Genomic DNA, 20776 nt, shown 5'->3' with positions numbered 1-20776 from the left:
AATGGATTTCGAACTGCCCGAAGAATATCGTTCCTTCCGGGACATGGTGCGCCGGTGGGTGGACAAGGAAGTGCCCAAGGAATGGGCGCGCGCGCTGGAAAAGGACGAGCACCACTATCCTTTTGCACTGTGGGACAAGTTTACCGAAGCGGGGTTCCACGGCGTCGGCATATCGGAAGACTATGACGGGCAGGGCGGCGACATCGTCATGCAGATGCTGCTGGCGCGGGAACTGGCCCGATCGCTGGGTGGTCTGGCGTGGATATGGGGCATCACCAGCTTTGCCGGGTCCAAATCCATCGGGCTTTACGGGTCGGCCGAACAGAAAGCGAAATATCTGCCGCTGATCGCGACGGGCCAGTTGAAGGCCGCGATCGCCTTTACCGAGCCGGGCGGCGGCACGGACCTGCTGGGTGCGATGGCCACCACCGCCGACCGGGTCGATGGCGGGTGGAAGCTCAATGGCGAGAAGATCTGGTCTTCCTCCGCGCATGTCGCCGACTATCTGTTGGTGATCGCGCGCAGCGACAGGACCGTCGAGAAGAAGCATCAGGGCCTGACTCTCTTCTGGGTGCCGACGAAGACGCAAGGCGTGAAGATCACGCCGCTGGCCAAGCTTGGCATGCGATCGATGGGCAGCTGCTCCGTTCATTTCGAGGATGCGTTCGTCGCGGACGAGCATGTTCTGGGCGAGCCGGACAAGGCCTGGTACATGCTGCTGCCGACTCTCAATAATGAGCGCATCATGGTAGGCGCCTTCTGCCTGGGCGTCATCGACGGCGTGCTGGAAGACGCGCTCGACTATATGAAGCAGCGCAAGGCCTTTGGCGGGATCATCGGCCGGTTCCAGAGCTTGCAACATTATATCGCCGACATCGCGACCATGCAGCAGACGACCGAACTGATGCTGCATTACTGCGCCGACAAGCAGAGCCGGGGCGAGAATGTCGGCGTCGAGGCCAATATGCTCAAGCTCATGGCGTCCGAAAACGCCAATGCCGCAGCCGATATGGGCATCCAGATATTGGGCGGCATGGGCTATTCGGCGGAAACCGACATGCAGCGCTACTGGCGCGACAGCCGCCTGTGGCGCATTGGCCCCATCACCAACGAAATGGTGCGCAATGGCATTGCGGAGAGCCTCGGCCTGCCGCGATCCTTCTGAAAGACAGGTGCCTGGCGGGTGGACGGTGTCCCAATGTCCACCCGAAATTCCCGGCAAAAAATATAAGGAGAGTAAGTGCGATGATGTTTCCGGAGCAGCCGATTCCCGATCATGTGCCGCCCGAGCTGGTGAGCAAGGATTTTCCCTTCATCTTCGGCATGACGACGGCAAAGGACCCGTTCGACGATCTGGCGATGCAGGTGCATGAGGGGCCTGACATCATCTATGCCGCCCACGCCTATCCCGGCGGAACCGGCGCCTGGGTGCCGCGGCGCATGGCGCATCTGCGCGAAATTTATCTCGACACCGATCATTTTTCCTCGACCGACTTTTCGCCTTTCTCCAAGCTGGTGGGGGGCAACTGGATCAATTCCCCAGCGGAGCTCGATCCGCCCGCCCATGGCCCCTTTCGCCAGATGGTCAATCCTGCCTTCACGCCCAAGGCGATGGCGGCGCTGGAAGACAAGATCCGGCACTATGCGGTGGAATATATCGACGCCTTCGCCCTACGCGGCCAGTGCGAATTCATGAGCGAATTCGCCTTTGAATTTCCGATCAAGGTGTTCATGGAACTGATGGGCCTGCCGCACGACCGGGTGAGCGAGTTCATGGAGTGGGAAATGAACCTGCTCCACAATCACGACCTGTCCAAGATTGCCGAGGCGACGCGCAGCGTGCTTGCCTATCTGGGTGGGGAGATCGAGGACAGGCGAGCCAACCCACGCAATGACCTCATCAGCTTCGGTGTGCAGGGGCGGATCGATGGCCGGGCGCTGACCGACGATGAACTGCTGGGCTTCATGTTCAATCTGTTCATTGGCGGGCTGGATACGGTTTCGACCAATATGGGCCTGCACTTCCGGCATCTGGGTAGCCATGCGGAGGATCAGGCCTATCTGCGCGCCAATCCGTCGGAAATTCCGCACGCCATAGACGAGCTGATGCGGGCCTATGGCGCGGTGACCACTTTTAGAACCTGCAAGAAGGAGACGGAAGTGGCGGGCATCCGCTTCATGCCCGGCGACAAGGTGGCGATGTCCACCACGCTCGCCGGCCGCGATCCGGCCGAGTTCGACGCGCCTGCCGAGGTCCGGCTCGACCGGCGGCCGCGTCATGTCGGTTTCGGTTTCGGCATCCATACCTGTGTGGGCATGCATCTGGCGCGGCGCGAGCTGCGGATCGCGATGGAGGAATTTCTCTCGCGCATTCCCGACTTCCGCATCGCACCCGGCCATCAGGTGGAATGCCATTTGGGGATGATCCAGCCGGTCGCACTGCCGCTGGTGTGGACGCCCGCAAGCTGAAAAATGGGAGGGCGTTCGCCTTGTGGCGGACGCCTCACCCCGCATCATAGGTCGAGGCAGGCCTCTTCGAAATCAAGCCGGGGGTTGCGGGAATAGAGTCCTGCCGGATCGCCATAGCCGATATTGCACAGGAAATTGCTTTTCCACCGGCCGTCCGGGAAAAATTCCGCGTCGGTGCCCGCCTGATCGAAGCCCGACATCGGGCCGCAATCGAGCCCGAGCGCCCGTGCTGCCATGATGAGATAAGCGCCCTGAAGCGTCGAGGAACGCGCCACCGTGTCCGCGATCAGCGCGTCCTTGCCCTCGAACGTGCTGCGCATGTCACGCGACGGGAAAAGCTTGCCGTAAAATTCGTAAAATCGGGTGTCGCCCGCGATAATCACGGTGCAGGGCGCCTGCATCACCTTGTCGACATTGCCCGCGCTCAGATGGGGTTTCAGGCGAGCCTTGGCGGCGGTGGAGCGCAGGAAGACGAAGCGGCCGGGATTGCTGTTCGCGGTCGTCGGTCCCCATTTGGCGAGGTTGTAGAGGGTTCGGACAGTCTCAGCGGTGACGGGCCGGTCGCTCCATTGATTATGGGTGCGGGCGTCACGGAACAGCAGGTCCAGCATGGCATCTTCGGTCAAGACGGGCGTGTCGGGCATGATCGCTCTCTTATTTTGCGTTGGATTGGGCGATGCCCCGGTCATTCCAGCCCGCAGCGTCCTGCGCAAGGATTGCGTCGGCCTCTTCACCCAGCTTCGCCATGTCGGCATTTTCCCAGATGCGATGGCCGCCTGTGGCATAGGCGCGCCCATTGTCCCGATAGAGCAGCGCGTCGACGATGTTCGCGCGCAGCTTGTCGATGCGGCGCACCACGCGGCCGGGCGTACCCATGACGAGCGAATGCGGCGGGATCACGCTGTCGGGCGGCAGGAAGCTGTGTCCGGCAATGATCGAGCCGCGCCCTATGACGCACCGTTCCATGATGGTCGCGCCTATGCCGATCAGGCAGGCGGGTTCGATGATGCAGCCATGGACCACTGCGCCATGACCGATAGTGCAATAGTCGCCGATGATCGTGGGATCATCCCATCCGATATGGACCATCGCATGGTCCTGCACGCTGGCGCAGCGCCCGATCGATACATGCGCTCGTTCGGAACGGACGACGGCATAGGGCCAGAGGCTGCAATCGTCGCCCAGCCGCACATCGCCGAAGATGCGGACGGTGGGGTCGATATAAGCGGGGCTTCCCATGCGATCAGCGGGTGATGACGATCTTGCCATGGGGACTGCCGGCCTGCGCCGCCCACGCGTCGGCCGCATCCGCAAAGGCATAGCGGCATGTGTCGACGGTCAGGCCCTGGGTCATTGCCATGTCGATCAGCCGGTCATAGGCGGCGCGGCGCTCGCTGGCCGGCCGTTGCCCGGTGCCGACGCCGATATGGCTGCGGAAGACGAGATCGCGCAGGGACAGCGTGACCGTTGGCCCGGCCTGCACGCCGATGCTCATCATGCGCGCGCCGGGCCGGGTGGCGCGCATCGCCGCTTCGGCGGGCGGACCGTAGATGATGTCGAGCACGACATCATAGCCGCCTTGCGAAACCGCCTTCAGCGCGGCGTCATCATCGCCTTCGCCCAATAGGGCGATCGCATCGGCATGACCGGCGGCCTGCATGGCCTCCAGCCGTTCGCGGCTGCGCGCCGCCGCCACGACGCGGCCCGCGCCCAGCAGCCGCGCGACCTGCGCGCCGATCTGCCCGACCGGGCCGGTCGCGCCGAGAATGAGGACGGACTCGCCTCTGGCTATCCGCGCCTCTTCCAGCGGGATCAGTGCGCCGGTGCCGGAGATGGCAAGGGCGATCAACTGGTCGTCCGAAAGGCCGTCGGGGGCAGGCCAGATTTCCTCTTCGGCCACGAGCGTGCGTTCCGCGATGGCACCGAAGGGCGCTCTGCTATGGCCGAAATAGACGCGCCTGCCGTCATCCAGGCGCCCGACACCTTCGCCGCCGGGCACATAGGGCGCGCTGATGGGACCGAAAAAGCCCTTCGCGCGCATGAGGTCGGTGGGGCCGATTCCGGCCGCCGCAACCTCTATGACGCGACAGCCGGGCTGGGCGGCTGGCTCGGGATGATCGGCCAGCGCGAAGCAGCCATCGCTGTCGATCAGGGCGGCCCGCACGGCGTTCCCCTATGGTCGTGATGGATGCGGCCGGGCCGCGGAGGAAGGAGGGGCGCCCATTCTTTCGACCGGGCAACCCTTCTTTCGGTGGCTTATCGACCTCAATAGGCGCCCGGCGGCGAGATCGGATCGGCGCCGGTCAGGTTGCGGCCATAGATTTCATAGCCGATAGTCGGGATATTCTGGATATGCCGCAGCGCCATCGAAATGTCGCGCCAGTAGCGGTTGATCGGCTTGTCCAGCGCGAAGCCCGAGGACCCGGCCTGGAACATCAGCGATTCGCTGGCGCCATGAACCAGCTCGATCATCTGCGCGCCGCCCGCACGCTGCCTCGCCTTCTCCGCAAGGGTGAATTCCTCGCCCAGACCGACGCGGTCCAGCTTGGCGGTCAGGTCGAACAGGATCAGCTTGGCGGTATCGATCATCGCTGCCGCTTCGCCCAGATCGCGCATATAGGCGCCCGAACTGGTGCGCGGGCCGATGATGGTCGTCAGCACCGGCTTCTTGGGGGCCTCGGCGGTGACGATTTCCAGCATGGCCTCAACCGCGCCGATCAGCTGGGCGATGCCGGTGGTGCGGACGACGGGCACGGCGGGCAGCAGATCGGAAGGGGCGCCGAAATGGCGCTTCGTCCGGTCGATCTGTCCGGCGCGTTCATCCATCAGCACCATCTGGGCGTCGGGAATGAAAACATCCGTGGCGACCGCCGTGTCGGACCCGGTGCCCTGCATGCCGGAAACGAACCATGTGTCTTCGATGGTCATGCTGTCCATCGGCAGATAGCACATGCTGATGCCGGGAACGACGGGACCGTCATATCCTTCCAGCACCACGCCCTGCTGCGCCCAGTTCGATTGCCGCGAACCGGACATATAGGGCCATTTGCCGTTGATGATCCAGCCGCCGTCGACCTTGCGCGCCTTGCCGGGAGGGTTGTAGGCGCCGCAGACGGACTGCGGACTGCCGCCGAACACCGCGTCCTGCACGCCATCGGGCGCGAGGCTGGTGATCCAGCTCGTTCCGTTGACGATCTGGATTACCCAGCTGATGGCGGGATCGCCCTTGGCGATTTCCATCTGCACCCGGCAGAAATCCGTGGGGGAGAGGCCCATGCCGCCCAGCCGCTGCGGCAGGAGCATGCGCAGGAATCCTTCTTCCTTCAACATCTTGTCCACGGCGGGGGTAGGATTGCGCCGCTTCTCGCCCTCGGGCGCCTCGCTTTGCAGGAAGGCGCGAAAGCCGCGCGCTTTTTCCACCATCGCGTCAGCGACAGCCTTTTCGGCAAAGCCGCACTGGATTTCATTATCCACCTTGGGGGCAGTAGCCATCAGTTCATCCTTTCTTATGTTCGCTATGGTGCCCGGCGATCTGCAATGCCCATTCGCACAACTGATCGGGCGCGCTGTTCCAGATCGCCAGCCACTCCGGAGTGGCTGGAATGATGAGAGTGCTCAGTTGTAGGCGGACCATCGTGTCGCAGAACGCGTCCCGGTTGATCTGGCTGTCGATGAGCCTGTCGAAATAGTCGAGCACCGGATCCAGCGCACGCTGGACCGCGGCCTTATGGCGACCGAAATGGCTGCGCAGGAAATTGAGATGGAAGGCCGGTTCGACCTCGAAAATGCCTTCGGGCGAGCGTTCGATCGTGAAGCGGCCGTAAAAACGCATCACCGCGCGGAAGCGCTCGATCGGCTCAACAATGCTTTCGCCCGATTCCACAATGCCCTTTTCGAAGCTGCTGCAGATATATTCGCTGAAGGCCGCCAGCACTTCCTCCTTGGAGGCGAAATAGCGGTAGAGCGTGCCGCGCGAGACGCCGCTGCTCTCGCTGATGTCGCTCATCGACAGGCGGCGCGCGCCAATAGAGTTGATCGCGCGCAACGTGCCGTCCATGATCTTCTGGACGCTGCCCGATTGATCGGTGGCGACGATTTCGTTCCAGTCGGCGTGCGGCATCAGTTTCATGTCTGGGCTTCCATCTCTGCCAGATTGTGCGGAACGCTCACATAGCCTGGCAGATGCTGACCGCCATCCACATTGATCAGCTCTCCATTCACAAAGCGCGACATTTCCGACGCCAGGAACAGGACGACCGGGCCGATATCCTTTTCCGGGTCGCCCGCGCGCTTGAGCGGGTTGCTGGCGGTCGCCATCTCAAGAAAGCCGGGGACGTTTTCGGCTAGGTCTGCAAATACCTGCCCCATGCCGGTCGGCGCGATGGCGTTGGTGCGGATGTTGAAGCGGCCCCATTCGACCGCCGCGGTCCTGGTAAGCCCCAGAATCGCGCCCTTGTTCATATTATAGTCGGCGTGAAGCCATGCGCCGGTCTGGGCGTCGATCGAATAGAAATTGATGATCGAGCCGCCGCCGCGCGCCTTCATATGCGGGAAGGCGGCGCGCATGGCCCACCAACTCCCCCAGGTGCCGATCTCCAGTGTCCGCTGAAGCATCTCGTCCGTTTTCTGCTCCAGCAGCACATTGGGCGAAAGCTGCGACGCGTTGTTGACCAATATGTCCAGCCCGCCAAATTCGCTGACGGCGCGTTCGATCATCGCCTCCACTTCGGTCTTGACGCCCATGTCGGCCGACATGCCGACGGCGCGGACGCCGAAGCTTTGCGTGATTTCCGCCGCGACGGTTTCAGCGGCGGCCCCGTCCCGGCCGGTGATCAGCAGATGCGCGCCTGCCTCTGCAAGGCAGCGGGAAATGCCGTAGCCCAGCCCCTTGGCGCCGCCGGTGACGATTGCGACCTTGTCCTTCACCAATCCCGTCACGCTACCGCTCCTGTCATCTGCTCGCTCAGGGCACGGTCCATGTCCATGCGTTCCTGGCAATAGTCTTTTGTGAAAACATAGCCGCGGATCGCCCCGTCCGCGTCGTGATAATGATATTTGATGCCGCGCTCGTCATTGGTGATTTCCTGCCACTGTCCTTCCACGCCCGTGGGCGCTGGCAGCAGGACGACGGGATAGGCGGTGGTCTTGACCTGTACGGACAGCGGCGGGAAGCGGATATCCGTCGGCGTGCCGAGGGCGCTGGGCGCGATGGCGCGGGCGGCGGCCATGATCGGCGTCACATAGGCCGCCAGTCCCTGCGGATATTCGGCGCAATCGCCGATCGCATAGATGGCGGGATCGCTGGTGCAGCCCGTCTGATCGACCTTGATGCCGCGCGCGACCTCCAGCCCCGCCTCCTGTGCGAGCTGGATATGCGGACGCAGCCCGACGGCGGAAAGAACCGCCGCCGCCTCGATCACCAAGCCGTCGTCCAGTTCGGCCCTGATTCCGCTTTCGCCCTTATGGATGGCCAGAACCTTGCGGCCTAGATGCCATTCCACGCCCTTTTCGGACAGCGCGTCGCGGATCATCTGACCGACGCCCGGCGGCACGAGCTGGGCCAGGGGATGGCCGAGCATGTCGACGACCACCGGCTGATAGCCGCTTGCGGAAAGGTCGTTGGCAAATTCGGTGCCGACAAGGCCCCCGCCCATGACGAGCACGCGGGCGCCATCTGGCAAGGCCTCCCGAAAGTCGCGATAATTGTCGAGATTGTTGACCGCGAGCGCGCGGTGCGCGGCGTCCCCGTCGATCGGCGGCCGGACCGGATCGGCGCCCATCGCCAGCACCAGCCGGTCGTAGAAGATCGGCCCGCCGGTGGTCAGAACGGCCTTGTCCTGCCGGTCGATCGCTTCGACGATACGGCCGGCCCGCAGATCGAGCTTCAGCTGCGCGACCATCTTTTCCGCCGGCGTGGTGATCAGCGTATCGGCAACCTTGCCCTTGGCGAGCGCGGTCGACAAAGCGGGCTTGGAATAGAAATGCCCGTCATCCTGCGTGACCAGCGTCAGCCGGGCGTCCGGCGCAAGCTTGCGAAGCTCACGCAGGACGCCATAGCCGGCAAGGCCGCTGCCGACGACCACGATATGCGGGGTTTCCGTCACCGAAGCCGCTCCGGTCAGAGGAAGATGGCGAAGTTGGACATGCCGAGCGTCGACTGGTCGACGATGATTTCCCGGCTCGCCAGCTTGTACGCGCCGTCGACCAGCCGCCAGATGTCGCGGCGTTCGGCGCTGATCGTCTCATTCTCCGGATTGTCCATGCGGCTGCGCTCGACATAGAGGTAGCTCACAACCTCATATTCGCCGGCCGTTTCGCTTTCGGCGATGCGGACATTGGTGACGAAGCGGCGCGTGCGCGACGGCGGATCTTCGGCCCAGGCGCTCTTCGCCAGACGGCCGGTCCGCATCAGGATCGAGCCGTAATTCTCGTCGAAATGCTTCATCGTGCGCACCACGTCCCGGTCCTTGTTCGGACCGTTGCGGGTGAGGCGGAGGGGAGCGGTGTAGCTCAAATCCTGTTCCAGATAAGCCACCCAGTCGTCGAACCGGCGTTCGTCGAGCGCGGCGGCTTCGTCATAGAGGGTTTCGAGCAGGCGGTTATAGACTTCCGACCCGAGCGGCACTCGCTTGGTGGAGACAAGACCGCGCAGGACGCTGGTCTTGTCGATGGCGGCGGTCGCGTAGTTCACCATGATATCTGTCCTCTCTCGTCGCCGCGGCTCAGGCTTCGGCCATCAGATTATAATAGGCCATCCACCAGGCCCATTGCGTGTCGTCCTTGGTGAAGCCGGGATAGAGATCGCCGCCGCCGACCCAGCCTTCTGGACGCTCATGGCCGTGCAGCGCCTGATATTTGAGCGTGATGGTCTTGCTCATATGGCCGCGTGAATTGCGCATGATCTGCGGCCATGTGTCGGCGTCGTCCTGCTCGATCGTGCCCGACGTGCCGGTCGACCAGATGGCGTTCTGAAGCATGTCGCGCTTCACATCTTCCGGCGCATCCTTTTCCGCGAAGATGAAGTTCACGAACTCCACCTTGTCCGGCCCCTTGGGCACATAGGTGTGCAGCGACAGGGCGCCTGAAGCGCCGCCATCCGTGCGGGGCGCGAAGATGAAGGCGATCAGGATGTTGGGGAACATGCCGCCGACCTGGGGCGGGATGTTCGCCAGCTGCTTGACCTGATCTTCCGACAGATTCTCGAACAGCTGAGGGATCAGGTCCTTGGTGATGCCGGGCGGCGGCAGCAGATGCAGCCGTTCTTCCGTGGTTTTTCCCTCGAAGCTGACGTCTGCGAACATCTTGAAGGTCTGCGCCGCTTCCAGGCAACGCAGCGTGTGGCCCTGCGGCACAGAAAGGTCGACGCCATACATGCCCGGCGCGGTGTCGTAGATCGACTCCGCGGTGCCGCCCATGATCCCGCCTTCCATAAGCGAACGGTGCAGCGTCAGGGTGTGGAAGCCGTCCGAGCCAGACTGCTCGCCGGGGATCTTCCAGTTGCACGGCAGCACGAAGCGCTGGGGGGGGCCAAGCATCTCAAGGCCATTGTCGGTACGGCAGAAAAGCTGATCGAGGTAGAATTTGGCGTCGCCCAGATAATCCTCGAACGACAGATCCTTGTTCCAGGTGGCGAAGATCAGGCCGCCATAGAGATGGACGCGGGCCTTTTTGAGGCCCAGCTCGTCCTTGGAACGCTTGTTGCCGTGCATCTGCTCCTTTTCGATCGGCGCGCCGATGAAGCTGCCGTCCGCGCGGAAGGCCCAGCCATGGTAGATGCAGCGATGGGCGTGGGCGTTGCCTGCTTCCGCCGTGCAGACCTTCATGCCGCGATGGGGGCAGACGTTCAGCATGACGTGGATTTCGCCGCTGCGGTCGCGCGAGACGATCACATTATCTTCCGCCATGTCGCGCATGACATAGTCGCCCGCCTTGGGAATTTCCGACTCATGGCCAAGGAGCAGCCAGGTGCGCGCGAAGATGCGCTCCATCTCCAGCTCATAGAGTTCCTTGTCGTTCATCACCCGCAACGACACCTCGTTCATGTCGCGGTCGATGAGGTCGTCAAGCGTCGTTCCGTCGCTCAGCGTCAGCCCGGCATTGTGCAGCATCTTGCTCTCCTGGAGGATTTCCTTGATTGAGTCGTGTTATACATATTGAACTAAATCTGTTCAAGGTGTAATGTCGCTTAAAGAGGAAGGAGAGGCTGGATGAGCCAGAAACTGAAAGTTGTGATCGATAAGGCGGCCTGTTGTGGCTATGGCGTTTGCGCCGAGATATGCCCCCAAATTTACAAGCTCGATGCCAATGGTATCGTGTATGTGGACGACGAGATCGTCCCCGAAGGACTGGAGGAACTGGCCCGGGAAGGGGCCGAAGCCTGTCCGCAGTCCGCCCTTGCCATCGAAGAAGTCTGAAGTCGGCGTGACCATGCGCGGGTCCGGGGGGGCGGATATCCTGTCGCTCGATAGGTTTTTGGCGCTCGTTCCCTGCGGCACGGTCGTTTGACAGGCAGATGAGAGGATCGCGTTGATGGGGCAGGCCGAGATTTTATATACACCGTTCACGATCGGCTCGCTCCACCTGCGCAATCGGTTCGTGATGGCGCCGATGACGCGGAATTTCTCGCCGGGCGGCATCCCCTCGGAAGGGGTGGCCGGCTATTATCGGCGGCGGGCCGAAGCCGATGTGGGGCTGATCATCACCGAAGGGGTGGGGGTCGACCATCCCGCCGCAGTGGGACGCGAAACCATGGGCGGCGGCGCTTCGCCCGTCCTGCATGGCGAGGAAGCGCTGGCGCGCTGGCGCGACATCGTGGCCGGCGTGCATGACGCTGGCGGCCTCATCATCCCCCAGCTATGGCATCAGGGCGTCATTCGCGTGCCGGGCACGGGCTATCATCCCGATGCGCCATCAGCCCGTCCGTCCGGCATCTGGGGCCCGACCGACAAAGCGATCGTGCCGCCCGATTATCTGGAACAGGTGCGGGCACCCACCGCGCCGCTGACCGACAGCGAAATCGGCGACCTGATCGCCGCCTTCGCCCGCAGCGCGGCCAATGCGAAGGCGGTGGGTTTCGACGGCGTGGCCCTGCATGGGGCGCATGGCTATCTGATCGACAGTTTCCTGTGGCGTCATACCAATATGCGGGAAGATCGCTGGGGCGGCGGGATTGCCGAGCGCGCGCGCTTCGCGGTCGAGCTGGTGCGGGCGATCCGGGCCGCGACCGCGCCCGATTTTCCGGTCATTTTCCGCTTCTCCCAGTGGAAGCTTCAGGATTATGAGGCACGCAATGCAGAAACGCCCGGCGAGCTGGAAGCGATGCTGGCTCCCCTGGTCGAGGCGGGGGTCGACATATTCGACGCGAGCACGCGCATCTTCACGGCACCGGCCTTCGAAGGCTCCGACATGGGGCTGGCGGGTTGGGTCAGGAAACTGACCGGTAAACCGACCATCGCGGTCGGCGGGGTGGGCCTTAGCAAGGATTTGCAATCCTCCTTCGCGCAGCCGACCGTCATGACCGACAATCTGGCGCTGGTGGCCGACAGGATGGCGCGCGGCGAATTCGACCTGATCGCGGTCGGCCGCGCGCTGCTGATGGATGCCCAATGGGTGGCCAAGATGCGCAATGGCGGCGACGTCAATCCGTTCCGGCTGGACGCCTACGCCACGCTGGACTGATCGCCGGACACTCCGGCTCCGGCCGGGGCGTCAATGGCTGTCCGCTGCGGCATAGACCTGGATGCGGGCGATGTTGGTGCGTTCGGACTGCTGCGCGATGACCGCGACGGCGTCGGCGATGTCGCTGGGCAGCATCGGCGGGATGAAGCTGTCCCAGGACGGTTGCCCCCTGGCCTTCATATCCTCGAAAATCTCGGTGCTGGTCGTGCCGGGCGCGACAATGCCGACCTTGACGCCCGACCCGGCGAGTTCGACCCGCAGGCAGTCGGTAAACGCCTCCAGCGCGCGCTTGAGGCCGCCATAGACACCCACACCGGGGGCGGTGATGTTCGCGCCGATGCTGGATATGTTGATGATCTGGCCCCTGCCGGCCGCCTTCATCGTCCGCGCGAAAAGGGTGCTGGCGCGCACCACCGCTTCATAGTTGATCGCGATCATCGGGCGCAACTGATCGAGGTCGAACGCGTCGATCGGCGCGGCGTGCAACATGGCGGCATTGTTGACCAATATGTCGGCCCGATCGAAGCGGTCGAGGACGAAATCGTGCAGCCTTTGCGGCGCGTCCGGGTCCGCCATGTCGGCGGCAAAGGCCGTGCTGCCGCGGCCCAGTTCCTCTGCCAGTTCGGTGAGGCGGTCGGCGCGGCGGGCGACCAGCACCAGGGTCGCGCCCGCTGCCGCAAGCGTGCGGGCGCTGGCCGCGCCGATGCCCGACGATGCGCCGGTGACGATGGCAATCTGCCCTTCCAGATGATCCATGACGTGACTTCCTCTTTTCAGATCAGATAAGACGGATCAGCCTCTTGCCGTCATTTTCGCCGCGATAGAGACCAGCGAGCGCGTCGGGGCAGGATTCTATGCCGTCCAATATATCCTCGCGCCATGTGAGCCGGCCCTGCGCGATCCATGTCCGCAATTGCGCTGTCGCTTCGGCATAGCGATCGGCATGGTCGAAGATGACGAAGCCTTCCATACGGGCGCGTTTGACCAGAAGATGGCGTTCGACGCGCGGCCCGGTGGGCCATGGCTCCCAGCGGTCGATCGATGCCGTTCCGCACACAATGACGCGCCCGCGCTGTGCCAGATGCGGCAGAACCGAGTCGCTGATCGCCCCGGCGACATTGTCGAAATACATGTCGATACCCTTGGGCGCATGCTCGGCGATCGCCGCGCTTATGTTCCCGGCGCGATAATCGATGGCGCAGTCATAGCCATACTCATCCACGCAGCGTCGCGCCTTGACCGGCCCGCCCGCGATGCCGATCGTGCGGCAGCCAAGGATGCGGGCGATCTGGCCGACGGTCGAACCGACCGCGCCGGCCGCCGTGGATACCGCGATGGTCTCACCCGCGCGCGGCTGGCCGATCAGGGTAAGGGCCAGATAGGCCGTCATGCCGTTGATGCCCAGAATGCCGAGCGATGCCCGCATCTCCGGCGCGGTGGTGCGCTGGACGACCTGATCGGCTGCGAGGCAGGCATAGTCCTGCCAGCCGAACCAGCCGGACACATGCTCTCCCACCGCATAGTTGGGATGCGCGGAGGCCACGACCTCGCCCACGGCAAGGCTGCGCATGACCGAACCGATGGCGACGGGCGCGGCATAGTTGCCCGCATCGGCGATCCAGCCGCGCATCGCCGGTTCGATCGAAAGATAGTGATTGCGCACCAGAATCTGACCCGGCGCAGGCGGTTCGACCGGCGCCTGCCGGATCGCGAAATTTTCCGCCTGCGCGATTCCCGACGGGCGGGAGGTCAACAGGACCTGGCGGTTGAGATCAGCCATCCAGCCCCGCTTTGACCATGGTGAATTTCCGGCGGGAAATCTTCCATCCGTCCGAGGTGCGGACCAGGCAATCCTCATAATAGCCCGCCGCGCGATGGGTCACGCCGCCTTGGGTCGCCTCCGGCAGGAGCGCATCGACATAGCTGCGCGCGTGCACCTCATCGTTGCGCTTCTCTATCACGATATTGGTGATCCGGTGCAGCGTCGGCCCCATATGGCGGTGGGCGTCGGCCATATATTCGGCGATTTCGCGCGGGCCGCGCCAATGCCCGAAACTGCCGTAATCGGCCTCGCAATCCTGCGCGAAGCAGGTCCGGAACAGCGGCCAGTCACGCGTGTCGATGCCGGTGGCGTAGCGCAGCAACACATGTTCGATCGCACGTTCATCATCGGCGCCGACGGGCAAGCGTCTCACCAGACTGCCATGTGCGGGCATGTTCATCCTCCCCTAGTTTCGGCTGAAAACATAAAGAGGCGCCGGCTAAACTTGCCCGCCAAAGGATAGGATCGACTGTCATCTTCCGGCGATTTATAGCCTCGGCAGGCCCAGCCACCAACGGGCGGCCGCCTCTATTTCCGGTTGGGCAGTGCGTAGGCGATCAACGCGTCGCCCGCACCTGACAGCATTGCGCCATGTCCGCCCGCCGCGATCACCACGAACTGGCGTCCGCTCGCGTTCGACCAGTAGGTGGTGGGAGAGGCATTGCCGCCGGCGGGCAGTCGCGCCTTCCAGAGCAGCCGGCCGGTCGTCGTCTCATAGGCGCGGAACATATGCTCCTGCGTCGCGCCGATGAAGGTGACGCCGCTCGCGGTAGCCACCGACCCGCCGATATTGGGCACGCCCATGGGAATCGGCACGAACGTTGGCAGGGCCAGCGGGCCGCTGTCGCGCGAGGTGCCGAATATCCTGCTCCAGACCAGTTTTCCGGTCTTGAGGTCCACCGCGTTGATGCGGCCATAGGGGGGCTGCTGGCACGGAATGGCGAGCGGGGAGAGGAAGGGCGCGATATGGGCGGCATAGGCCACGCCCATCTGGGCGACCGGCCCACCGACATCGCTCATATGGGCGGCGTTCATCGGCCTGATGCCCTGTCGGTCCGCGACGGCTCTGGGGATCAGGCGATTGTAATTGCCGACCTGGTTGTTGTTCACGATCATCAACCCGCGCCGGGGATCGACCGATACCCCACCCCAGTCGATCCCGCCGAGATAGCCGGGCCAGGTGAGGGTGGGATGCTCAGTCGACAGCGGGGTCATGTCCCCGTCGAAGCGGGCCTGGCGGAAGCGGATGCGGCACATCGCCTGATCGATCGGCGTCAGACCCCACATGCTCTTTTCCGCCGGACGCGGCCCGCCGAAACTGGGCATGCCGACCGAATAGGGCTGGGTCTTCGACAGGCGTTCGCCGGGAACGGCGCCCTGCGGGACTGGGCGTTCCTCGACCGGCAACAGCGGCTTGCCGGTCGCCCGGTCGAGGAAGAATATCTCCCCGCGCTTGGTCGGCTGGAGCAGGCCGCGCACGCCGCCGGGAAGATCGACCAGCGTGGGCTGGGCGGGCACATCATAGTCCCACAGGTCATGATGGGTCGTCTGGAAGGACCAGCGCACCGCCCCGCTCTCCGCGTCCAGCGCCAGCACGGCACTGGAATAGAGGTCATCATTGACGGTGCGATGCCCGCCGAAATAATCGGGCGTTGCATTCCCTGTCGGCACATAGACGAGGCCCAGCGCTTCGTCCGAGCTCATGGGCGCCCAGCTATTGGGCGTGCCCGGCGTAAAGACGCCGCCGCGCGGCGGCAGCCCGTGATCGTCGGGGCGACCGATGTCGAAGGCCCAGGAAAAAGCGCCCGTGACGGCATCGAACGCCCGGATGACGCCGGAAGGCTCCCTGATTTTCTGACCATCCATCACCCAGCCGCCCAGAACGAGGCGGCCGCGCACGAGGGCGGGGGGCGAGGTGACGAAATAATAGCCCTTGTCGACCGTTCCCAGTCCCGCCTTCAGATCCACCTGACCGCCCTGTCCGAATCCGGGGCAAAGTCCGCCGGTCACCGCATCGAGCGCGATCAGCCGGGCGTCGAGCGTCGCGGTGTAGATGCGCTCGGCGCAATAGCCATGGGCCTGCGGGATGCGATAATAGGTGACGCCGCGGCAGACGAGGCCATAGACACCCGCGAGATCGGTCTTGGGCCGGTGCCGCCATAATTGTCGCCCCGTTTCCGGATCGAGCGCGATCACATCATTATTGCCCGCACACAGGAACAGGCGATTGCCCACCTTGAGCGGATTGACCTGAAAGGCCGTGCCTTGCTTGCCATCGGTGAGTTTGCCGGTGTGGTACGTCCATGCCCTTTCCAGATGGCCGACATTGGCGGGCGTGATCTGCGCCAGCGGCGAATAGCGCGATCCGCCCCGGTCGTTGCCATAGGCCACCCAGTCGCCATCGGAGGCGCGGGCCGGTCCCGCGCCCCACAGAGCGCTGCCCGCCGGCGGCGAACGATCCGCCCAGAAGGCGGCGCCGATCGCGCCGACGAGGAGCAGCAGAAGACCGGGCCACAGCATGCGTGCGCCGGGCAGGGGGCGGTCAAGGCCGACATGCCGCCGGTAATAGGGGGTGAACATGTAGAGGCCCATGGCGACCGGCATGGCCAGCCGGGGCGCAAGAGCCCAGCCGTCCAGTCCGACCTCCCAAAGCGACCAGCAGAGATTGGCCGCGAGAAAGGCCCAATAGAGGGTGACCGAGAGGGGCGAACGGCGCCAGCCGAGACAGGCCGCACTCACCATCATGAGGCCGGACACACAATACCAGCTTGACCCGCCGAGCAGGGCGAGCCGTCCCCCCAGCCACAGCAGCGACAGGCCGGCAAGAAGCATCGACAGGATGAAAATCATGTTCAGAAAGCGGCGCATCAGGCTCCCCCCTTGGAATCCGGCAAAAGCTGTGAGGGGAGAATCAGGCAGGCAATTGTGCCGCAAGCCAGTCCGGTACATTGATCCGGTAGCACTTCTGCTCATAGAGTCGGCTGATCTTCCAGCCTTGCCCGGTGCGGACGAAATCATGATGGTACCAGAGGCCGAAGACCAGCGTATCGGCCGTTTCGCCGTTGCTGACCGTCATCGGATTATAGCAGGCGGTTTTGGTCTTCGCCCGGTCGCCCGCGATCTGATATTGGGTGGTGGACACGGCATGCTGAAAGGCGAGGATCAGCGTCAGACTTTCCGCCAGGAAGGACTTTATCTCCGCAAGGCCCCCGACGACGCCCACCATTTCCGAATAGTCGATCACGGCGTCTTCGGTGAAATAGCGGTCCAGTGCGTCCCAGTCGCGTGTATCCACCGCGTAGCAATAGCCCACGATCAGATCCTGAATCTCGAACCTGTCCGACATTTCCTGCAGGGTCAGTGTCATGGCCTCTCCTCCTTCATTCTATAGAATGGCTGCTGACACAGTGCGGAAGGCGCGCCGCCTTCCATTGGGTAGGTGCCGAGCGCGGCGGCTAAGGGGAATGAAACGTCACTCCCGGGATCGATCCCGTGGACCGTTTTTTAATCAAGGAGACTATTATGGGCCTCGCCCCGTTCACGGAAGCCGATTTCGTCCTGTCGAAGGAGAAGCGGGCAGAAATCACCGCCGGGCTGACCGAGCGGCAGGCGTACATGGTCAATCACTGGATGGACCTGCACGAGGTCATCAACCGCGGCGACTGGGACGGCATGGACCAGTTTTTCAACACCGACAGCATGACCTATGACAATCCCAACCGGCCTGACCTGGGAACCTATCATGTCTGGAAGACCTCGCCGCAGGGCCTCTACACGACTTTTCCGCCCAGCATCTATCGCACGCTGAAGGCCTGGGGCCGCGGCGAGGACGAGATCTGCGTCCTGTGTCACCATCATGGCAAGCATACCGGCGGTCCCTATATGGGTGTCCAGCCGACCGGGAACGAGTTGAACGTGCTGTGGTTCTCGTGGCTGCGATTCCGCGGCGACAAGATCGATCACATCTATTCGATCTCCGACGTGCTGACGATGCTGAAGGATCTGGAAGTCATCGACGTTCCCCAGCCCGTCGATCCCTATAAGTGACCAACAGGCCGATCCGGCGCGGCGAGGGCGCGCCGGATCGATGAAGGGGGCTGGTCTGGAATTCGGCCGGAAAGGGAAGATAAGGGCATGAAGCGGTCTGTCGACCTCAGGATCGATGTCAGCGATGCAGTGGACCTCGGCATGGCGGCGCACATGGCGGTCACGGTCCATCTGCCGGACCTTGCGACACTGACCAACCGCATGACCGTTTGCTTCGCCTTCCCCGGCGGGGGCTATTGCCGACGCTATTTCAGTTTCGACATGCCGGATGGGTCCGGCGGCGGACAGGCGGGTTTCCATTGCGACCGCGGATGGATTTTCGTCACCTGCGACCATCTGGGATTTGGCGAGTCGACCATCGCCGAAGGCAATGCCCTCAATCTCGATAATGTCTCGGCGGCCAACGACGCCATGGTGCGGCAGGTCATGAGACGGCTGGAAGCGGGCACCCTCGTCGATGGGCTGCCCCCGGTCGTCGATGCCACATGCCTTGGCATAGGCCAATCGATGGGCGGATGCTTCACCATCGTGGCGCAGGGCAATCACGACACATTTCACGGCATCGGCGTGCTGGGCTATAGCGGCATCCATACCGTCGTGCCGACCCGGCCGGGACAGCCTCCGGCCGCATGGCCCTGGATTTCGCGCCGCTCATCGCTCGACGCGCCGCATGTCCTGAACGCGGCCGCGCTGGCGCAAGCGCCGGGCGTGACGCTGGGCGACGCCGAGGCGCTTCAGGCGGCGGCACGGGCAGGTGAGCATCCCTTTCAATGGTCTTTTCACCATGATGATGAACCTGCGGACATCGTCACGCTCGACATGATGGCGTCCGCAGGGCTGGTCGATCCGCTGCCCGAATGGCGTTCGGCGACCACGCCCCCATGCGGTGTATATATGGTCGCGCCGGGCGCGGTGGCGCTGGAAGCGGCCGCCATACGCGTGCCTGTGCTGATCGCCATGGGCGAACGCGATGTCGTGCCAGACCCTTTAGCCGAACCCAGAGCCTATAAGAGCGCGGAAGACATTCAACTCTTCGTGTGTCCCCGCATGGCGCATATGCACAATTTCGCGCCCACCCGCGTCCGCTTCTGGGAGCGCATCCATAATTGGGGCGATGGCGTGGCGGCGCAGCGCCTGCTGGGCTGAGCGGAACCCTTACCGCCGACTTTTAGAGGCTGAAGCCCCCATCGACGATCAAGGTCTGGCCGGTCATATATTGCGCCCTTTCCGAGGCCAGAAAGGCCACGGCTTCGGCGATATCCTCGCCGCTGCCGAAGCGTTGCAGGGCAATGCGTTTGCGCTGTGCTTCCCAGATTTCAGGCGAATAAAGCGATCTCAGGAAGTCGGCGCCCAAGCCGGCATCGATGATTCCCGGAGCGACCATATTCGCCCTGATGCCGTAGCGGCCTTCCTCCTTGGCGATCGCGCGGCCCAGGGCTTCCATCCCCGCCTTGGGTACGGAGGAGAGGGCGTCGCCGGGTGGGAAGCAGTAGTTCGCGACCGAAACGACGGTAACGAAATTGCCGAAGCCTTGAGCGCGGAAATGAGGAAGCGTGGCGGATACGATGCGGGTGAAGCCGACCAGTTCGATCTCGATGACTTCGCGCCATTGGTCTTCGCTGATCTGGCTGACGAAGGGCTGGGCTATTTCGACCCCGCTGGCGAAGACCATCGTGCCGATGGCGCCGAATTGCTCGACCGTCTCGCGAATGCCGGTCTCTATCGAGGCGCGATCGGAAAGATCGCAGGTAACGGACAGCGTCTCACAAGAACTATTGGGCAGAGACGCCGCGACCGCCAGCGCCTTTTCACGGCTGGACCGGTAGCCGATGGTTAGATGATCCCATTCGGTCGACAGCCGTCGGCAGATCGCGCTGCCAAGGCCGCCGGTGCCACCGACGACGAAGGCCGCGCCCTTCATCATAACGGCAAATGATGAGCCAGATGGTGGAGCAGGCGATCGGCAAAGGCATCATTGCGGTCGCCGGTGAACATGTGGCCGACACCATGGGCGATCTCGATCTCCAGTTGCGGGGCCAGTGCCCGAAACTGCCTGACGCTCTCGTCCGAAACGATCTCGCTCAGTTCCGCCTTCACAAGGACAAGCGGTGATTTTACGCGCCGGGCCGCGGCAATGAGCGCTTCCCCTTCCGAGGGGGGATGAAGAAATTCCGGCGCCGTCGTGCGCGGGTCCCAGTGCCAGAACAGGCGTCCATCTTCCTCGCGCATCGATTTGGCGAGGCCGGAAACGTCTGGCAGGCGGGGCTGGCCAAGATGGGCGTGCAGCGCATCGGCCGCTTCCTCCAGCGACGCGAAACCGGAATCGCTGGCGCGGAAGAAGCCGCGAATGTCCTCCACCCCCGTATCGACCATATAGGGCGCGACGTCGGCCAGCATGATGAGGCGCACCAGATCGGCGTGGCGCGACCCGCCCACCAGCGCCGATTGCCCGCCGCGCGAAGCCCCCACCAGGGCGATCGGCCTGCCGAGGGCATGGATGATGGCTTCGACATCGCGGCCATAAGCTTCCAGCAGATAGTCGCCGTCGCTGGCCCAGCCACTGTCGCCATGGCCCCGCAGATCGAAGGTCAGGCCATAATAGCCGGCTTGCGCCACTCGCCGGGCCGAACCCGCCCAGGAACGACGGCTTTGGCCGCCGCCATGGAAGAAGCAGACAGGCGGAGCGGCCGGGTCGCCATAGGCGTCCGCGACCATCTCCAGCCCGTCACCCGGCAGGCTTATCTGTGTGGGGGGCGTCAT

At 63.6% G+C, this 20776-nt stretch carries 22 protein-coding genes; 6 read left to right on the top strand and 16 right to left on the bottom strand.

Annotation, left to right across the window (positions count from 1 at the left end; all coding sequences use genetic code 11):
* Nucleotide 1: 1 nt before the first annotated feature.
* Together K7W03_RS04965 and K7W03_RS04960 are read left to right on the top strand one after the other, a co-directional pair.
* Nucleotides 2–1165: an acyl-CoA dehydrogenase family protein gene (locus tag K7W03_RS04965; protein WP_102999830.1), complete on the top strand. Its 1164-nt coding sequence runs from the start codon at nucleotides 2–4 to the stop codon at nucleotides 1163–1165.
* A gap of 80 nt (nucleotides 1166–1245) precedes the next feature.
* Nucleotides 1246–2469, top strand: a complete 1224-nt coding sequence (locus K7W03_RS04960; protein WP_102999831.1) for a cytochrome P450 — start codon at nucleotides 1246–1248, stop codon at nucleotides 2467–2469.
* Nucleotides 2470–2513: 44 nt separating this feature from the next.
* Here the strand turns inward: K7W03_RS04960 and K7W03_RS04955 are convergent, their stop codons facing one another.
* From K7W03_RS04955 to K7W03_RS04915, 9 genes are all read right to left on the bottom strand, one after another.
* A complete protein-coding gene (locus tag K7W03_RS04955; protein ID WP_102999832.1) occupies nucleotides 2514–3113 on the bottom strand; it encodes a malonic semialdehyde reductase in 600 nt (199 codons plus the stop codon).
* Nucleotides 3114–3123: 10 nt separating this feature from the next.
* Nucleotides 3124–3708 carry a gamma carbonic anhydrase family protein gene (locus K7W03_RS04950; protein WP_066563047.1) on the bottom strand — a complete coding sequence of 195 codons (585 nt, stop codon included), beginning with the start codon at nucleotides 3706–3708 and terminating at the stop codon, nucleotides 3124–3126.
* 4 nt (nucleotides 3709–3712) lie between these two features.
* The gene (locus tag K7W03_RS04945) at nucleotides 3713–4633 is read right to left on the bottom strand and encodes a quinone oxidoreductase family protein (protein ID WP_102999833.1); all 921 of its coding nucleotides are present in this window, start codon (nucleotides 4631–4633) and stop codon (nucleotides 3713–3715) included.
* Between the two features lie 101 nt (nucleotides 4634–4734).
* Nucleotides 4735–5961, bottom strand: a complete 1227-nt coding sequence (locus tag K7W03_RS04940; protein WP_226869705.1) for an acyl-CoA dehydrogenase family protein — start codon at nucleotides 5959–5961, stop codon at nucleotides 4735–4737.
* Nucleotides 5962–5965: 4 nt separating this feature from the next.
* A complete protein-coding gene (locus K7W03_RS04935) occupies nucleotides 5966–6598 on the bottom strand; it encodes a TetR/AcrR family transcriptional regulator (RefSeq protein ID WP_102999835.1) in 633 nt (210 codons plus the stop codon).
* Entirely contained in the window at nucleotides 6595–7407 is an 813-nt protein-coding gene (locus K7W03_RS04930; protein ID WP_102999836.1) for an SDR family NAD(P)-dependent oxidoreductase, read from the bottom strand. Before K7W03_RS04930 ends, K7W03_RS04935 begins: the two co-directional genes overlap by 4 nt.
* Complete coding sequence (locus tag K7W03_RS04925) at nucleotides 7404–8573, bottom strand: NAD(P)/FAD-dependent oxidoreductase (protein WP_102999837.1); 1170 nt, start codon at nucleotides 8571–8573, stop codon at nucleotides 7404–7406. Before K7W03_RS04925 ends, K7W03_RS04930 begins: the two co-directional genes overlap by 4 nt.
* Nucleotides 8574–8587: 14 nt before the next feature.
* Nucleotides 8588–9163 carry an aromatic-ring-hydroxylating dioxygenase subunit beta gene (locus K7W03_RS04920; protein ID WP_066563033.1) on the bottom strand — a complete coding sequence of 192 codons (576 nt, stop codon included), beginning with the start codon at nucleotides 9161–9163 and terminating at the stop codon, nucleotides 8588–8590.
* Nucleotides 9164–9191: 28 nt separating this feature from the next.
* On the bottom strand, nucleotides 9192–10577 hold the full coding sequence (locus tag K7W03_RS04915; RefSeq protein ID WP_102999838.1) for an aromatic ring-hydroxylating dioxygenase subunit alpha: 1386 nt from the start codon (nucleotides 10575–10577) through the stop codon (nucleotides 9192–9194).
* 99 nt (nucleotides 10578–10676) lie between these two features.
* Between K7W03_RS04915 and K7W03_RS04910 the strand changes: the two genes are divergently transcribed.
* Nucleotides 10677–10883, top strand: coding sequence for a ferredoxin (locus tag K7W03_RS04910; RefSeq protein WP_066563029.1), 207 nt, complete (start codon nucleotides 10677–10679; stop codon nucleotides 10881–10883).
* 115 nt (nucleotides 10884–10998) lie between these two features.
* Nucleotides 10999–12147 carry an NADH:flavin oxidoreductase gene (locus K7W03_RS04905; RefSeq protein ID WP_102999839.1) on the top strand — a complete coding sequence of 383 codons (1149 nt, stop codon included), beginning with the start codon at nucleotides 10999–11001 and terminating at the stop codon, nucleotides 12145–12147.
* Between the two features lie 30 nt (nucleotides 12148–12177).
* Here the strand turns inward: K7W03_RS04905 and K7W03_RS04900 are convergent, their stop codons facing one another.
* From K7W03_RS04900 to K7W03_RS04880, 5 genes are all read right to left on the bottom strand, one after another.
* Nucleotides 12178–12903, bottom strand: a complete 726-nt coding sequence (locus tag K7W03_RS04900) for an SDR family oxidoreductase (RefSeq protein ID WP_066563026.1) — start codon at nucleotides 12901–12903, stop codon at nucleotides 12178–12180.
* Between the two features lie 22 nt (nucleotides 12904–12925).
* Complete coding sequence (locus K7W03_RS04895; protein WP_222885726.1) at nucleotides 12926–13927, bottom strand: NADP-dependent oxidoreductase; 1002 nt, start codon at nucleotides 13925–13927, stop codon at nucleotides 12926–12928.
* Entirely contained in the window at nucleotides 13920–14369 is a 450-nt protein-coding gene (locus K7W03_RS04890; RefSeq protein ID WP_226869704.1) for a nuclear transport factor 2 family protein, read from the bottom strand. The genes K7W03_RS04895 and K7W03_RS04890 overlap by 8 nt, the downstream gene beginning before the upstream one ends.
* Nucleotides 14370–14497: 128 nt before the next feature.
* Nucleotides 14498–16837, bottom strand: a complete 2340-nt coding sequence (locus K7W03_RS04885; protein ID WP_102999841.1) for a membrane-bound PQQ-dependent dehydrogenase, glucose/quinate/shikimate family — start codon at nucleotides 16835–16837, stop codon at nucleotides 14498–14500.
* 43 nt (nucleotides 16838–16880) lie between these two features.
* Complete coding sequence (locus K7W03_RS04880) at nucleotides 16881–17336, bottom strand: nuclear transport factor 2 family protein (RefSeq protein WP_066563020.1); 456 nt, start codon at nucleotides 17334–17336, stop codon at nucleotides 16881–16883.
* Nucleotides 17337–17491: 155 nt separating this feature from the next.
* Between K7W03_RS04880 and K7W03_RS04875 the strand changes: the two genes are divergently transcribed.
* Nucleotides 17492–18016: an ester cyclase gene (locus K7W03_RS04875; protein ID WP_066563017.1), complete on the top strand. Its 525-nt coding sequence runs from the start codon at nucleotides 17492–17494 to the stop codon at nucleotides 18014–18016.
* A gap of 87 nt (nucleotides 18017–18103) precedes the next feature.
* Complete coding sequence (locus K7W03_RS04870) at nucleotides 18104–19162, top strand: hypothetical protein (RefSeq protein ID WP_066563014.1); 1059 nt, start codon at nucleotides 18104–18106, stop codon at nucleotides 19160–19162.
* Nucleotides 19163–19184: 22 nt separating this feature from the next.
* Here the strand turns inward: K7W03_RS04870 and K7W03_RS04865 are convergent, their stop codons facing one another.
* Both K7W03_RS04865 and K7W03_RS04860 read right to left on the bottom strand, forming a co-directional pair.
* Entirely contained in the window at nucleotides 19185–19940 is a 756-nt protein-coding gene (locus K7W03_RS04865; protein WP_066563013.1) for an SDR family NAD(P)-dependent oxidoreductase, read from the bottom strand.
* Entirely contained in the window at nucleotides 19937–20776 is an 840-nt protein-coding gene (locus K7W03_RS04860; protein WP_226869703.1) for an alpha/beta fold hydrolase, read from the bottom strand. The genes K7W03_RS04865 and K7W03_RS04860 overlap by 4 nt, the downstream gene beginning before the upstream one ends.

The sequence above is a fragment of the Sphingobium sp. PNB genome (genome assembly GCF_019873065.1).
Classification (GTDB): domain Bacteria; phylum Pseudomonadota; class Alphaproteobacteria; order Sphingomonadales; family Sphingomonadaceae; genus Sphingobium; species Sphingobium fuliginis.
Note: the sequence above shows the minus strand (reverse complement) of the source record. Positions and strands in the feature narration are given on the sequence as shown.

Bases quoted from the DNA above. Each gene is read 5' to 3' on its own strand.
- K7W03_RS04965 (WP_102999830.1), top strand. From the start codon at position 2: ATGGATTTCGAACTGCCCGAAGAATATCGTTCCTTCCGGGACATGGTG.
- K7W03_RS04960 (WP_102999831.1), top strand. From the start codon at position 1,246: ATGATGTTTCCGGAGCAGCCGATTCCCGATCATGTGCCGCCCGAGCTG.
- K7W03_RS04955 (WP_102999832.1), bottom strand. From the start codon at position 3,113: ATGCCCGACACGCCCGTCTTGACCGAAGATGCCATGCTGGACCTGCTG.
- K7W03_RS04950 (WP_066563047.1), bottom strand. From the start codon at position 3,708: ATGGGAAGCCCCGCTTATATCGACCCCACCGTCCGCATCTTCGGCGAT.
- K7W03_RS04940 (WP_226869705.1), bottom strand. From the start codon at position 5,961: ATGGCTACTGCCCCCAAGGTGGATAATGAAATCCAGTGCGGCTTTGCC.
- K7W03_RS04935 (WP_102999835.1), bottom strand. From the start codon at position 6,598: ATGAAACTGATGCCGCACGCCGACTGGAACGAAATCGTCGCCACCGAT.
- K7W03_RS04920 (WP_066563033.1), bottom strand. From the start codon at position 9,163: ATGGTGAACTACGCGACCGCCGCCATCGACAAGACCAGCGTCCTGCGC.
- K7W03_RS04915 (WP_102999838.1), bottom strand. From the start codon at position 10,577: ATGCTGCACAATGCCGGGCTGACGCTGAGCGACGGAACGACGCTTGAC.
- K7W03_RS04910 (WP_066563029.1), top strand. From the start codon at position 10,677: ATGAGCCAGAAACTGAAAGTTGTGATCGATAAGGCGGCCTGTTGTGGC.
- K7W03_RS04905 (WP_102999839.1), top strand. From the start codon at position 10,999: ATGGGGCAGGCCGAGATTTTATATACACCGTTCACGATCGGCTCGCTC.
- K7W03_RS04900 (WP_066563026.1), bottom strand. From the start codon at position 12,903: ATGGATCATCTGGAAGGGCAGATTGCCATCGTCACCGGCGCATCGTCG.
- K7W03_RS04895 (WP_222885726.1), bottom strand. From the start codon at position 13,927: ATGGCTGATCTCAACCGCCAGGTCCTGTTGACCTCCCGCCCGTCGGGA.
- K7W03_RS04890 (WP_226869704.1), bottom strand. From the start codon at position 14,369: ATGAACATGCCCGCACATGGCAGTCTGGTGAGACGCTTGCCCGTCGGC.
- K7W03_RS04885 (WP_102999841.1), bottom strand. From the start codon at position 16,837: ATGCGCCGCTTTCTGAACATGATTTTCATCCTGTCGATGCTTCTTGCC.
- K7W03_RS04880 (WP_066563020.1), bottom strand. From the start codon at position 17,336: ATGACACTGACCCTGCAGGAAATGTCGGACAGGTTCGAGATTCAGGAT.
- K7W03_RS04875 (WP_066563017.1), top strand. From the start codon at position 17,492: ATGGGCCTCGCCCCGTTCACGGAAGCCGATTTCGTCCTGTCGAAGGAG.
- K7W03_RS04870 (WP_066563014.1), top strand. From the start codon at position 18,104: ATGAAGCGGTCTGTCGACCTCAGGATCGATGTCAGCGATGCAGTGGAC.
- K7W03_RS04865 (WP_066563013.1), bottom strand. From the start codon at position 19,940: ATGATGAAGGGCGCGGCCTTCGTCGTCGGTGGCACCGGCGGCCTTGGC.
- K7W03_RS04860 (WP_226869703.1), bottom strand. From the start codon at position 20,776: ATGACGCCCCCCACACAGATAAGCCTGCCGGGTGACGGGCTGGAGATG.